The organism is Streptomyces sp. LZ34 (assembly GCF_053890475.1).
The window spans coordinates 3,297,230-3,310,658 of the sequence record NZ_CM132680.1; the positions used below are offsets into that span (position 1 = coordinate 3,297,230).

A 13,429-nucleotide genomic window follows, 5' to 3' on the forward strand; every position below is an offset into this window, starting at 1 on the left:
GGCAAGAAGGTCTGGATCCGGATCGACGCGGTTCCAGAGCAAGAGGAGCCGGTGAACGAAGGGCCGGAGACCGCACCGTGCGCGCGGCGGCCCTGATCACCGTCCGGGTCCGTGGCGGCGCCCCGACCCGCGACGCGTGCACGCAGGCTGCTGTCCTGCCCGCAGCTTGGTCGGACCGGATCGCCGTTCCCCGCTGCTGTCAGTGCAGGGCTGCTGCGAATGCCTCGCGGTTGGCCGCAGTGTGGGCGTACTCCCGCTCGGACCAGCGAATGCGCTCGGTGATCTGGTGGTCGTCGGCCACGCGCGGGCATAGGCGCGTGAGGTGGCTGCGCCACCACTGGGCGTTGCGGACTTGGCGGTCGAGTATGGCGTCGATGAGGCGGGGGCGGGAGGCCGCGTCGACTCCGTAAGCGTCCGCGAGGATGCGTACCTGAGCGGCTTGGACGGTGGCGGGCGGCGCCTCGCGTTTGGAGGAGACGCACCAGGTCCACGCCATGTCGCCGAGATCTTCGAGGGGGTCGCCTGGCGCGGCGGTGTCGAAGTCGATGAAGGCGACAGGTACGGCGTCGGAGAAGACGGTGTTGTTCGGGCCTGGGTCGTGATGACAGATCACAGGATGCCACCCTGCGAGGCGGCTGCCACGGGTGGCGTCGTGCAAGGCACGGAGCAAGGCCCCGGCGGCGGTGACTTGGGCGTCGGTCCAGCGCTGGAAGCGTGCGGGAACCCAGCCAGGCAGATAGCTCAGGACATCACGCCCGGCTGCGTCGGACCCCAGGTGGCGCGGGGCGCCGGTGAAGCCCTGCTGCTGAAGGTGGCCGAGCAGTTCCGCGACGAACGGGGACGCTGCGGTCACCGGCCGCCGGACGGTGCTGCCGACCCTGACCACTCCGGGGGTGATGCGTCCGCCGGCCAGCGGCACCTCATTCTCCATGTCTTCATGCTGCACGGTCTGTGGCACATGGCGCCGAGGGCGATCGGCGATCTGTCGACGGCGTGTCGGTGACCGCTGTGACGCTGAACGGGTCCGACATCCCCCGCCAGCCGCAAGGAGCTCACATGCCCTCCACAGCCCCGACCGAGCCATGGGACGTTCATCGGCTGCCACCCGCCACAGGCAAGAACTTCCTGGTCACCGGCGGCAACGCGGGGATCGGGTACTTCGTCGCCGAACAGCTCGCCGGTACGGGGGCCACTGTCGTGCTCGGCAGCCGGGACACGGCGAAGGCCGAAACCGCGGCGGCCTCCATCCGGTCCAGGGTCCCCGGCGCGCGGGTGCGGTGGATCCGGCTGGACCTCGCCGACCTCTCCTCGCTCAAGGCATCGGTGGAAGCCCTGCGCCTGGACCGCCTCGACGCGGTCGTCCACAACGCCGGGGTGATGTTCGACCACCCGCCACGCCGCGAGACCGAGGACGGCCATGAGTTGATGTTCGCGACCAACCACCTCGGACACTACGCGCTGACCTGGTGGCTCGCGCCGCTGCTCGCGGCGGCCCCCGAAGGCCGCGTCGTCACCACCGGCAGCTTCGCGGCCAAGTCCGAGCGGCTGGACCTCGACGACCTCCAGAGCACCCGGGACTACCAGCCCAAACGCACCTACGCACGCTCGAAGCTGGCGCAGATGCTCTTCGGCCTGGAACTCGACCGGCGCCTGCGGGCGGCCGGCAGCGCGGTGCTGAGCGTGGTGGCCCATCCCGGCGGCGCGCTGGACTCCCTCACCCCCTCGCGCCCACCCGTACATGTCCGGACCGCCGGCGACCGGCTGCGCACCCTGCCCGCCGGTGTCCTCGTCCAGGGCAAGGACGCCGCCGCGTGGCCCGCGGTGCGCGCCGTGCTCGACCCGGCCGTGACCGGCGGGCAGCTGTGGGCTCCCCGGGTGTTCGGGCTGCGGGGCCTGCCTCGGCTCGAACCCCTCTGGAACCAGCTGACCGACACCTCGGTCGCGGCGCGCCTGTGGGACGCGAGCTGTGAGCTGACCGGTGTCGACCCGAGCTCCGGCCTCGCATAAGGGGCGTGACGGGCGACTGGCACACTGATCGCGTGTTCGACTTCGGGATCGAGGGCTACCGGCCGCACTGGACGAGCGGCCCCCGCGCGGTCGGGGAAACCCACGGAGCCCGGCTGCGCGCCCTGGTCGGGCGCGCTCTGACCCGGCTGTGGGTGGTGTGGGACCTCGAGGACGACGAGTGGTTCTGCGACTGCCCCGTGTTGCTCGACTTCGACGGTGAGCAGGTGGAGATCAACCACTGGAAGCTCGACGACCTTTCGATCACCTGGAACTCCATCGATCCGCGTCGCCCTGTCGAGTGGCCAAACTTCACCCTGCTCTGGCGCGACGACGCCGTCCCCGAAGCGGGATCTCTGCTCGGCCGGCCCCTCCAGGGCGTCGAACTCCTCGAATGGACCGGCCACGACGCGGCCCGAGGGACCGTCGATGTCAGCTTCGTCTTTCCGGAGGGCCGCATCACTGTCTACAACGCCCTCGACGAGAACGGTCTGTCCTTCGCCCCACCGCACCACCAGTCGCGACCGCACCCGCTCGGCTGAGTCCCCGACCCGCCTCGCTGAATCAAAGACAGTACACACTTGCGGGTGCGTACAATTCTGGCATGGAGATCTATTCGCTCGTGGAAGCCCGAAACCAGCTCGGGCAGCTCGTCGGACGCGTCCGGCACGGCCGGGAAGAGATCGTCATCAGCGAGTACGGCAAGCCCGCCGCTGCTTTGATCCCCATAAGCGAGCTCGAAGAGCTACAGCGCCTACGTGACGCCGCAGACATCGCTGAAGCCGCGACGCGTGAGGCGACGCCGACCGGCCCGTCCATGACGCATGACGAGTTCATGGCCCAGCTCGAGGCCGAGGACCGTCGGGCAGCTGCCTCGTGACCAATGTCGTGGTGTGGCAGCACCAGGCCATGGCCGAGTTCCGTCGACTGCGCCAGATCGACCCAGTGGGAGCGAAGGCTTGCGCCAGTGCGGTCCGAGCCCTGGCGATGACCCCTGTCCGGCGGGGGCTCGCGCCCTGGGCGGCTCTGGCTACTGGCGGCTGTCCGTTGACCACTGGCGTGTGCTGTACCGGCCGGACGGCGACACCGTCACCGTGCACATCCTGAAGGTTGGCCGCGTCACCTGAGTGCCGGGTGCTCACAAGCATCTGCAAGAAGTGTCGAACAAGAGACAAGAACGAGGGTGCGCGGATGCACGGTGAGTACAAGGTGCCGGGCGGGAAGCTCGTGGTCGTGGACCTCGAGGTCGAGGGCGGAAGGCTGAAGGACGTCCGGGTCGCCGGTGACTTCTTCCTGGAGCCCGACGAGGCGCTGCTCGCCATCAACCGCGCGCTGGAGGGCGCGCCCGCCGACACCGACGCGCGCGGGCTCGCGGCCCGGGTCGAGGCGGCGCTGCCGGAGGGCACGGTCATGTTCGGGTTCACGGCCGATGCCGTGGGCGTCGCGGTGCGGCGGGCGCTGGCGCACGCCACCGACTGGACGGACTACGACTGGCAGCTGATCTACGAGGGTCCGCAGCCGCCCGCCCTGCACATGGCGCTGGACGAGGTGCTGACCGAGGAGGTCGCGCTGGGGCGGCGGCCGCCGACGCTGCGGGTGTGGGAGTGGGCCTCCCCGGCCGTGATCATCGGCAGTTTCCAGTCGCTGCGCAACGAGGTGGACCCCGGGGGCGCGGAGCGGCACGGCGTCGAGGTGGTGCGGCGGATCAGCGGCGGCGGGGCGATGTTCGTGGAGCCCGGCAACACCATCACATACTCGCTGTACGTGCCCGAGTCGCTGGTGTCCGGCCTGTCCTTCGCAGACTCGTACGCGTACCTCGACGACTGGGTGCTGGGCGCGCTCGGCGACATGGGCATCGCGGCGTGGTACCAGCCGCTCAACGACATCGCGACCGACGCCGGGAAGATCGGCGGCGCCGCGCAGAAGCGGGTGGTGACCGGTTCCGGGGCGGTGCTGCACCACGTGACGATGTCGTACGACATCGACGCGGACAAGATGGTCGAGGTGCTGCGCATCGGCCGGGAGAAGCTGTCCGACAAGGGCACCAGGAGCGCGAAGAAGCGCGTGGACCCGTTGCGCCGGCAGACCGGCCTGCCGCGCGCCGCCGTCATCGACCGGATGATCGCCTCCTTCCGCGAGCGGTACGGGCTCGCGGACGGCAAGGTGACGGAGGAGGAGGCGGCACGGGCGCAGCGGCTGGCGGAGGCGAAGTTCGGCTCGCGGGAGTGGACCACGCGGGTGCCGTGACGGCGGCGGCGGGGCGGGGTCGTGGTCAGGTCCAGTTGGCCGGCTCCGCCAGCGCGTACGACGCGGCGATCCGGTGCTGGTCGTGGAGGACGGTCAGCGTGGACGCCCCCGCGGGTGTGCCGTCCCGCCAGGCCGTGCAGTAGATGCCGCTGGACCAGCGGATGGTCCGCGAGGTGGACGGCAGCAGGGTGATGCCCGTCGAGCTGACGGTCTTCCGTCCGTTGAGCCACACCTCGTACGCGCCCTGGCCGTCGCCGGCCAGCTTGAGCCGTACGACCAGCCTGATCCACGTGCCACGCAGGTCGGTGATCTTGCCGACGGTCCCGGAGACCGCGCGGCCGCCGTAGCGGATCTCGTCCCCTTGGACGAACATGAGCAGCCAGGGGCCCTCCGGGTCCTCGGGGGACCACTGCTGGAAGGTGACGTTCTGGTTGTGGAACCGCCAGTCGGGCGCCAGGCGGATGGCCTGGCCGTAGTAGCGGTCCTGGCCGACGCTCTGCGCGCCCCGCTGGAGGACTTCGGAGTGGTAGCCCCCGGTTTCGTCGATGTAGGTCTGGGTCGCCTCCAGTGAGTGCGCGCCCTTGTAGGTCGGGGTGTCGACGGTGCTGATCGATCCCTGTTTCTGGGTGTAGCTGTAGTCCCAGCCCTCCACGCTGCCGCGGTTCTGGAAGTAGACGCCCTCCGGCAGTTCGGCGGCCGATGCCCTGCCGGAGGGCGCGAGGGTGGCGAGTGGTCCGGCTAAGCCCAGACCTCCGAGCAATGTGAGTGCTTGTCGTCGCTTCATGCCGGAAGATGATTGGTGTCAGCGCGCCAAGCGTCAAGGACCTTGCCGGAAAAGGTCCGAGGATTACGCCGCGGAAGCCGCCGTCTCCCGCCGCCGCAGCATCAGCAGGGTGTACACGGCGAGGGAGGTCCCGAGCCCGACCGCCCAGCCGTAGTCGCCCAGCGGCTTCAGGAACGGGATCAGCCCGTCCTCCGGGAACGGGCCCGCCTTTCCGGGGTCGGTGTGCGCGCCGCCGATCGCGAGCGCCCCGCCCGCCGCGAAGGCGGCGAGCGCCCGCCAGTTCCAGCCGCCGGAGTACCAGTAGCGGCCGCCCTCACGGTAGAGGTCGGGGAGGTGGAGGAAGGCGCGGCGGATGATCCAGTAGTCGGCGATCAGGATGCCCGCGACGGTGCCGAGGAGGGCGCCGACCGTGTCGAGCCAGGTGAAGATGTACACGTCGGGGCTGGAGTAAAGCTTCCAGGGGAAGATGACGACCCCGACGACCGCGGCGATCATCGCGCCCACCCGGAAGGTGATCTTTCCGGGCGCCATGTTGGACAGGTCGAAGGCGGGCGAGACGACGTTGGCCGCGATGTTCACGGACACCGTGGCGATCAGGATCGTGATCAGGGCGAACAGGATGCCCGCCCAGTTGTCGATCTTGGCTGCCACCTGCTCGGGCTGCCAGATGGGAGCGTCATAGACCGCCTGCGTACCGGAGGTCACCAGGACCGAGAGCAGGGTGAAGAGCGTCATGGTGGTGGGCAGGCCCAGCGACTGGCCCCAGAACTGGGAGCGCTGGTTGGCCCCATAGCGCGTGAAGTCGGGGATGTTGAGCGACAAGGTCGACCAGAAACCGATCATCGGCATCAGGGCGGGGAAGAACACCGACCAGAAGTCGCCGCCCCAGCCGAGCTGGGAGGGCTGGTCCAGCAGCGGGCCCAGGCCCCCGGCCTTGTTCGATATCCAGATCAGCAGGGCGACCGCGCCGACGATGACGAAGGGCGCCGCCCAGTTCTCGAAGCGCCGCAGGGTGTCCATGCCGCGCACGATGATGGCGATCTGGAGGGCCCAGAAGAGCGCGAAGGACAGCCAGTGGGTCCACGGGTAGCCGCCGAAGGAGGCGGCGCCGGTCCACCAGTCGCCGAGCAGCTTCCCGGCGAGGAGGAAGATGGCGGCCCCGCCGATCCACGTCTGGATGCCGAACCAGGCGCACGCGACGGCCGCGCGGATCAGCGCGGGGAAGTTCGCGCCCCGTACGCCGAAGGAGGCGCGGGCGAAGACGGGGAACGGGATGCCGTAGCGCGGGCCGGCATGGCCGGTGAGCAGCATCGGCACCAGCACGACCACATTGGCCACGGCGATGGTCAGCACCGCCTGCTTCCAGTCCATGCCGAGCTGGATGAGGCCGGAGGCGAGCGTCCACGTGGCCGCGTTGTGGGCCATGCCGACCCATAGGGCGGTGAAGTTGTACGTGTTCCAGGTCCGCCGGGCGACGGGGACGGGCAGCAGGTCCTCATTGGCGTACGGCCCGGTGGGGGCGGCCGCGCCCACGGGGAGCTCGACGCGGCCGTCCGGGTGCGTCGTCTGGGCGGCCGCGCCGACGGGCCCGGCGGATCCGGCGGACGGCGGGGGCGGTGCGGTGGCGGTCATGCGACCCCTCTTCGTTCGACAGCGGTGAGGACGGGGACAGGGGCGCGGATCGGTGTCAGTGGAAAGGAGGTGTCAGGGGAAAGGAGGTGTCAGGGGAAGACCGCTCAGCCCGCCAGCGCCGGGATGACGCGTGCGCCGTACGCGTCGATGGTCGCCTCCTTCGCGTCGTGCATGGCGTAGACCGCGAACTGGTCGACCCCCAGCGCGCGCAACGCCCGCAGTTTCTCGATGTGCGCCTCGGCCGGGCCGAGCAGGCAGAAGCGGTCGACGATCTCGTCGGGGACGAAGTCCGTGCTGGGGTTCCCGGCGCGGCCGTGGTGGCTGTAGTCGTAGCCCGCCCGCTCCTTGACGTACGCGGTCAGGGACTCGGGGATGGCGTCGGAGTGCTCGCCGTAGCGGCTCACCAGGTCGGCGACGTGGTTGCCGACCATGCCACCGAACCAGCGGCACTGCTCGCGGGCGTGGTCGAGGTCGTCCCCGACGTACGCGGGCGCGGCGACGCAGATGGTGAGCGCGTCCGGGTCGCGCCCGGCCTCAGCGGCGGCTGCCCGCACCGCCTTGACCATCCACTCCGTGAGATACGGGTCGGCGAGTTGCAGGATGAAGCCGTCGGCCTTGCGCCCGGCGAGGGCGAGCGCCCTGGGCCCGTAGGCGGCCATCCAGACGGGCAGCTTGCCGTTCTCGACCCAGGGGATGCGCACAGGGGCGCCGTCGACGGCCGCCTCCCGCCCCTCGGCCAGAGCGCGGATGGCGTCGATGGCCTCGCCGAGGCGCGCGAGCGTGTTGGGTTTGCGGCCCGCCACGCGCATCGCGGAGTCGCCGCGGCCGATGCCGCACACGGTGCGGTTGCCGTACATCTCGTTGAGCGTGGCGAAGGTGGAGGCGGTGACCTCCCAGGTGCGGGTGGAGGGGTTGGTGACCATGGGGCCGACGATCAGCCGCTCGGTGTGTTCCAGGATGCGGCTGTAGATGACGAACGGCTCCTGCCACAGCACGGCCGAGTCGAACGTCCAGCCGTGTGTGAAGCCCGCGCCCTCCGCGCGCCGCATCAGGCCGACGACTTGCGACGCCGGCGGATCGGTCTGCAGGACGAGTCCGAAGTCCATAACTCGCTCCCAGCTCCAGTCCAGATATGGGCAGGTCAGTCCAGGTACAGGTCAGGTACAGCTCAGTCCAGGTACTGGCAGGTGTCGCGCGCGATGTACCGCCCGTGCCCCGCGCGCCCCGTGAACCGCCGCCGGTCGATGACGGTTTCGCCGCGCGACAGCACGGTCTCCACCTGCCCGGTGACCCGCTTCCCCTCGTACGCCGAGTAGTCGACGTTCATGTGGTGGGTCTCGGCGGACAGCGTCTGCTCGGCCCGCGGGTCGTAGATGACGAGATCGGCGTCCGCCCCGGGTGCGATGGTGCCCTTCTTCGGGTAGAGGCCGAACATCCGGGCCGGGGTGGCGCAGGCGATCTCGATCCAGCGGCGGCGCGAGATGTGCCCGTCCACGACCGCCTGATGGAGGAGATCCATCCGGTTCTCCACGCCCGGCAGCCCGTTGGGGATCTTGGAGAAGTCGCCGCGGCCCAGTTCCTTCTGGCCCGTGAAGCAGAACGGGCAGTGGTCGGTGGAGACGACCTGGAGGTCGTTGGTGCGCAGCCCGCGCCACAGCGCGGCCTGGTGTTCGCGCGGCCGCAGCGGGGTGGAGCAGACGTACTTGGCGCCCTCGAAGTCCGGCTCGGCGAGGTTGTCCGTGGACAGGAAGAGGTACTGGGGGCAGGTCTCGCCGAAGACGGGGAGCCCCTTGTCGCGGGCCTGGATCAGCTCCGCCACGGCCTCCTCGGCCGACACGTGGACGACGTACAGCGGGGCCCCGGCCACCCGGGCCAGCTGGATCGCGCGGTGGGTCGCCTCCGCCTCCAGCAACGCCTTGCGGACCTCGCCGTGGTAGCGGGGGTCGGTCTTGCCTTCGGCGAGGGCCTGCTCGACCAGGACGTCGATGGCGATGCCGTTCTCGGCGTGCATCATGATCAGCCCGCCGTTGGCGGCGCCGCGCTGCATGGCCCGCAGGATCTTTCCGTCGTCGCTGTAGAAGACGCCCGGGTAGGCCATGAAGAGCTTGAAGGAGGTGACGCCCTCTTCGACGAGGAGGTCCATCTCCTTGAGCGAGGTCGCGTCGACATCGGAGAGGATCATGTGGAAGCCGTAGTCGATCGCACACTGGTCCGCCGCCTTCGCGTGCCAGGCGTCAAGGCCCTCGCGCAGCGAGTGGCCCACCGACTGGACGGCGAAGTCCACGATGGTCGTGGTCCCGCCCCAGGCGGCGGCGCGGGTGCCCGTCTCGAAGGTGTCGGAGGCGAACGTGCCGCCGAAGGGCAGCTCCATGTGGGTGTGCGCGTCGACCCCGCCCGGGATGACGTACTTGTCGGTGGCGTCGATCGTACGGTCGGCTGTCCAGCCCTGGGCGTACGCGCTGTCGGGCGCGGCGAGGGCGGCGATGCGGCCGTCCTCGACGAGGACGTCGGCCCGGGTCTCCTCGGCGGCGGTGATGACGAGGCCGCCACGGATCACGGTGCGGGACATCAGAGTGCGCTCCTTCCGGCCTCGTCGGCCGCTTCCGCGGATCCGTCCGCCATGCCCTGCGCCGCGCGGAGCGCCGCCGCGAGGATCTCCGCGCCCTCCTCGGCCTCGGCGGCGGTCAGGCTCAGTGGCGGGGCGATGCGCAGCACGCTGCTGTTGTGGCCGCCGCCCTTTCCGAGCAGCAGCCCGCCCTCGCGCGCGGTCTCCAGGACGGCCGAGGCCGCCTCGGGCGAGGGCCGGTCGCTGCCCGGCTCGACCAGCTCGATGCCGATCATCAGCCCCCGGCCGCGTACCTCGCGCACGACGTCGAGACCGGCGGCCGCGGCGTGCAGCCGCTCCATGAGCAGCCCGCCCACTCGGCGCGCGTTGCCCGGTAGGTCGTGTTCGAGGAGGTGGGTGAGGTTGGCGAGGCCGGCGGCCATGGTGACCGGGCTGCCGCCGAAGGTGGAGATGGAGTTGGCGCCCAGGCAGTTCATGACCTCGGCGCGGGCGACGACGCCGCCGATGGACATGCCGTTGCCGATGCCCTTGGCGAAGGTGAGGAGGTCCGGCGGGCCGGAGGCGGCGTGTGCCTGCCAGCCCCAGAAGTGGTCGCCGGTCCGCCCCCAGCCGGTCTGCACCTCGTCGCTGATCCACAGGATCCCGTGCCGGTCCAGGACCTCGCGGAAGGCGGCGAACAGCCCGTCCGGCGGGGAGGTGAACCCTCCGACGCCCTGCACGGGCTCCGCGATCAGCGCCGCGACCTGGCCGTACGACTGGCCCAGGACGTCCTCCAGGTCGGCGACACACGCCTTGATGAACTCGGCGTCCGACAGCCCGGCGTACGGGCCGCGGCCGCGCACCCCGCCGTGTACGTACAGCGTCTGAAGCGGGGACAGGCTGGTCGGCGACCACGTGCGGTTGCCGGTGATGCCGACGGTCGAGAAGGACCGGCCGTGGTAGCTGTTGCGCATCGCCAGGATCTGGTTGGAGCGCCGGTACGTCGTGGCCAGGAGCAGGGCCGTGTCATTGGCCTCCGTGCCGGAGGTGGTGAAGAAGACACGCGGGTCGGGGATGCCGGACAGCTCCGCGACCCGCTCGGCGAGCTCCACCATGGGGCGGTCGAGATAGAGCGTGGAGCTGTGCAGGATCCGCGCCGCCTGCTCGCTGACCGCCTTGGTGACCTCGGGGAGGGCGTGGGCGGTCATGGTGGTGAGGATGCCGCCGAAGAAGTCGAGGTAACGGTTGCCGTCGGCGTCCCAGACGTGGCGGCCCTCGCCGTGCGTCAGCTCGATCGGCCGCTCGTAGTAGAGGGCGAGCCAGTCGGGCAGGACGGCCTTGTGCCGGGCATGAAGCTCACCACTCACGGCTTCACCAGCCCCTCGTACGCGTCCGGCCGTCGGTCCCGGTAGAACGCCCACTGCTGGCGCACCTCGTCGATCAGGCCGAAGTCCAGGTCCCGGACGACCAGCTCTTCTGTCTTGTCGTCGGCTGCCTCGCCGACGAGCTGGCCGCGCGGGTCCACGAAGTAGCTGGTGCCGTAGAAGTCGTTGTCGCCGTACTCCTCCACGCCGACGCGGTTGATCGCGGCGATGAAGTACTCGTTGGCGACCGCTGCCGCCGGCTGTTCCAGCTGCCACAGGTACGCCGAGAGGCCGCGCGAGGTCGCCGAGGGGTTGTAGACCAGCTGGGCCCCGGCCAGGCCGAGCTCGCGCCATCCCTCGGGGAAGTGGCGGTCGTAGCAGATGTATACGCCGACCTTGCCGACCGCGGTGTCGAACACCGGCCAGCCCAGGTTGCCCGGTTTGAAGTAGTACTTCTCCCAGAACCCCTTGACCTGCGGGATGTGGTGCTTGCGGTACTTGCCGAGGAAGCTGCCATCCGCGTCGATCACCGCCGCGGTGTTGTAGTAGAAGCCGGACTGCTCCACCTCGTACACCGGCGCCACGATCACCATGCCGGTCTCCCGGGCCAGCTCCCGCATGCGCCGGACCGTCGGCCCGTCCGGGACCGGCTCCGCCCAGCGGTAGTGCTCCGCCTCCTGCACCTGGCAGAAGTAGGGGGCGTTGAACACCTCCTGAAAGCCGATCACCTTGGCGCCCTGGGCGGCCGCCCGCCGGGCGTACTCCTCGTGCTTCGCGATCATCGATTCGGTGTCGCCGGTCCAGGTGCACTGGACGAGGGCGGCACGTACCACATTGGCCATGATCAGCTCCTTCGGCGTCTACGCACGTAGATTCCGGCTGTGGGAAGAACGTAGAAGCGCACTGACCACTCTGGCAATACCGCGGCGGTTACTCAACGAAGACGTTCGCGTTTCGTGTTATGTCAGGTGACTTCGGTACGGCGCGCCTGTCGGAAACATGCCCTCAGGCAGGGCCGGGCACGCCCGGCAGCCCCGCGACGCGCAGGGCGTGCGCGAGGTCGTGGTGGCTGCTGGAGGACACGCCGCTGGCGGCGTCCAGCAGCAGCGGCACCAGCTCGGCCGGGGCGTTCGCCGCGGCCTGCGCGGCCTCGTCGGGTCTACGGGCCCGCACCAGCGCCTCCAGCAGAAACGCCGCCTCCGCGCGGCTGCCCGAGGCCAGCAGCGCGAGCACCGTCTGCGCCACCTCGGTGACGGGGCGCGCGACGCTCTGCCGCAGCAGCCGCGCGCCGTCGTCGCCGCGCCCCGCGGCGACAAGCGCGCCGGCGGCGGCCGCCAGGGCGGCGGGCGGCAGACAGGCCACCTCCCACAGCAGGGTGGCCACGTCCGCCTCGAGCCCGGCGCGGTCGAGCTCGGCGGCGAGCAAAGGGAGCCAGGGGGCGGGCCGGGCGGCGGCCTCGCACAGCAGGACGTGCGCCTCCCCGCTCCGGCCGTCCGTCCGCAGCCGCGCCAGCCGGTCCACGGCCTCGGCGGCGGCCTGCCGCGCCTCGGCGGTCCGCGCCGCCTCCTGCGCCGCGCGCCGCCCGGCCTCCTCCTGCGCCTTCAGCCGCCTGCGCCGCTTCGCGCCGTCCCCGCCCTCGTACGCCCCGGCGAACCGCGCGCCCCGGGGCGTGACCGGATCCCCGGCCGCCGCGGCCTCCTCGGCCCGGGCGGCCCCGGCGGGCTCGACCGGCGCGGCGGGCCCGACCGGCGCGGCCCCCGCGAACCGGGCCCCGCGCGGACGCGTCACGGGCGCGGGCTCCTCCAGCCCGGCGAACCGGGCCCCGCGCGGCCGGGAGCGCGGGGCCGCCTGGGCATCGCCCGCCGCCGGGGCGGGTCCGGCCACGTCCGGTCCTACGGCGCCCATGGTGCCACCGGGCCCGGCGACGGCCCTCATGCCACCGGACTCCGTGCCCGCCGCGGCGCCGGCCCCGAGGGGCCCCGTCGCAGCTGCGCCAGGGCCGCCGGCGCCGCCCGCCGTCCCGCCGTCATCCGCCGACGGCGCCACGGCTCCGCCGTGCGCGGCGCCGGTTGGTGTCGGCTCGTCCCGGAACCACCCATCGGGCGCGGCGAGACCACCCCGTGCGCCCGAACCACGCGCGCCCGCGGACGACGAACCCCCGCGGGAGGCGGGGGCGCGGGACGACCGGGCGTCCAGGGCGGTCAGGCGGGCACGGAGCTCCTCGCAGCGGGCGGTGGCCCGCTCCCAGTCGTCGCGGGCCCAGGCGAGGTCCGTGGAGAGGCGTTCCCGGGCGTCGGCGTCGTCTTCGGCGGTGGCGTCGCGTACGGCGGCGTGGAGTTCGCGTTCGCGCTTGGCCGCGTGCCGCTGCTCACGGAGCATCGCCTCCAGCCGGTCCTGGAGGGCGGCACGGCCGCCGACCGCGGTGTCGTAGGCGGTGACGGAGGCGCGGTAGAGCCCGGCGGCGCGGGCGGCGGCCTCCTGGGCCACGTCGGGGCCGCGCTGGGCGGACAGGTCCTGGAGCAGGGCCTGGACCACGTCCCAGGGCGGCACCTCCCGGCCGTCAAGACACGCGCGCAGGCCCTCCGGGTCGCGCTGCCCGAAGACGCCGTACCAGCCCTTCTCCGCGTCCAGACGTCTTGTCAGCGCGCGCAGATAACGCGCGAACTCCGCAACCTCGGCCGGGAGTTGACCGCCAGCCATGGTCGTCATCTTCTCCCCCGGCTCCCCGTCGACGATTCCCCCTCCAGTGGGCACGCATTCGACACCCTTTGTGTTACGGGAATGGTTACGAACGTGCTACGGGAGTTTTTCCGACTCCGCACACACCGGCCGACCGCGACTCATTCACGGTCG

The 13,429-nt window shown here is 71.3% G+C and carries 13 protein-coding genes; 5 read left to right on the forward strand and 8 right to left on the reverse strand.

Annotated elements, in window-relative coordinates; all coding sequences use genetic code 11:
- Nucleotides 1-199: 199 nt before the first annotated feature.
- A complete protein-coding gene (locus ACWY4P_RS12470) occupies nucleotides 200-931 on the reverse strand; it encodes a phosphotransferase family protein (protein ID WP_456210602.1) in 732 nt (243 codons plus the stop codon).
- A gap of 125 nt (nucleotides 932-1,056) precedes the next feature.
- Here ACWY4P_RS12470 and ACWY4P_RS12475 point away from each other — a divergent pair, with 125 nt between their 5' ends.
- From ACWY4P_RS12475 to ACWY4P_RS12495, 5 genes are all read left to right on the forward strand, one after another.
- Nucleotides 1,057-2,007, forward strand: a complete 951-nt coding sequence (locus ACWY4P_RS12475) for an SDR family NAD(P)-dependent oxidoreductase (RefSeq protein WP_456210603.1) — start codon at nucleotides 1,057-1,059, stop codon at nucleotides 2,005-2,007.
- Nucleotides 2,008-2,039: 32 nt separating this feature from the next.
- Nucleotides 2,040-2,546, forward strand: coding sequence for a hypothetical protein (locus ACWY4P_RS12480; protein WP_456210604.1), 507 nt, complete (start codon nucleotides 2,040-2,042; stop codon nucleotides 2,544-2,546).
- Between the two features lie 62 nt (nucleotides 2,547-2,608).
- Nucleotides 2,609-2,884, forward strand: coding sequence for a type II toxin-antitoxin system Phd/YefM family antitoxin (locus ACWY4P_RS12485; RefSeq protein WP_456210605.1), 276 nt, complete (start codon nucleotides 2,609-2,611; stop codon nucleotides 2,882-2,884).
- A complete protein-coding gene (locus ACWY4P_RS12490) occupies nucleotides 2,829-3,131 on the forward strand; it encodes a type II toxin-antitoxin system RelE family toxin (protein ID WP_456210606.1) in 303 nt (100 codons plus the stop codon). The genes ACWY4P_RS12485 and ACWY4P_RS12490 overlap by 56 nt, the downstream gene beginning before the upstream one ends.
- A gap of 64 nt (nucleotides 3,132-3,195) precedes the next feature.
- Nucleotides 3,196-4,251, forward strand: a complete 1,056-nt coding sequence (locus tag ACWY4P_RS12495) for a lipoyl protein ligase domain-containing protein (RefSeq protein ID WP_456210607.1) — start codon at nucleotides 3,196-3,198, stop codon at nucleotides 4,249-4,251.
- Nucleotides 4,252-4,276: 25 nt separating this feature from the next.
- Here the strand turns inward: ACWY4P_RS12495 and ACWY4P_RS12500 are convergent, their stop codons facing one another.
- The 7 genes from ACWY4P_RS12500 to ACWY4P_RS12530 all read right to left on the reverse strand — a co-directional run bounded on the left by ACWY4P_RS12500 (nucleotide 4,277) and on the right by ACWY4P_RS12530 (nucleotide 13,285).
- Nucleotides 4,277-5,035, reverse strand: coding sequence for a polysaccharide lyase (locus tag ACWY4P_RS12500; protein WP_456210608.1), 759 nt, complete (start codon nucleotides 5,033-5,035; stop codon nucleotides 4,277-4,279).
- Nucleotides 5,036-5,098: 63 nt separating this feature from the next.
- Entirely contained in the window at nucleotides 5,099-6,667 is a 1,569-nt protein-coding gene (locus ACWY4P_RS12505) for an NCS1 family nucleobase:cation symporter-1 (RefSeq protein ID WP_456210609.1), read from the reverse strand.
- A gap of 104 nt (nucleotides 6,668-6,771) precedes the next feature.
- The gene (locus ACWY4P_RS12510) at nucleotides 6,772-7,773 is read right to left on the reverse strand and encodes a TIGR03842 family LLM class F420-dependent oxidoreductase (protein ID WP_456210610.1); all 1,002 of its coding nucleotides are present in this window, start codon (nucleotides 7,771-7,773) and stop codon (nucleotides 6,772-6,774) included.
- Nucleotides 7,774-7,835: 62 nt separating this feature from the next.
- Nucleotides 7,836-9,239 carry a dihydropyrimidinase gene (gene hydA, locus ACWY4P_RS12515; protein ID WP_456212903.1) on the reverse strand — a complete coding sequence of 468 codons (1,404 nt, stop codon included), beginning with the start codon at nucleotides 9,237-9,239 and terminating at the stop codon, nucleotides 7,836-7,838.
- Complete coding sequence (locus tag ACWY4P_RS12520) at nucleotides 9,236-10,579, reverse strand: aspartate aminotransferase family protein (RefSeq protein ID WP_456210611.1); 1,344 nt, start codon at nucleotides 10,577-10,579, stop codon at nucleotides 9,236-9,238. Before ACWY4P_RS12520 ends, hydA begins: the two co-directional genes overlap by 4 nt.
- Nucleotides 10,576-11,418: a nitrilase-related carbon-nitrogen hydrolase gene (locus ACWY4P_RS12525; RefSeq protein WP_456210612.1), complete on the reverse strand. Its 843-nt coding sequence runs from the start codon at nucleotides 11,416-11,418 to the stop codon at nucleotides 10,576-10,578. Before ACWY4P_RS12525 ends, ACWY4P_RS12520 begins: the two co-directional genes overlap by 4 nt.
- Before the next feature lie 163 nt (nucleotides 11,419-11,581).
- Nucleotides 11,582-13,285: a hypothetical protein gene (locus ACWY4P_RS12530; protein ID WP_456210613.1), complete on the reverse strand. Its 1,704-nt coding sequence runs from the start codon at nucleotides 13,283-13,285 to the stop codon at nucleotides 11,582-11,584.
- Nucleotides 13,286-13,429: the final 144 nt, after the last annotated feature.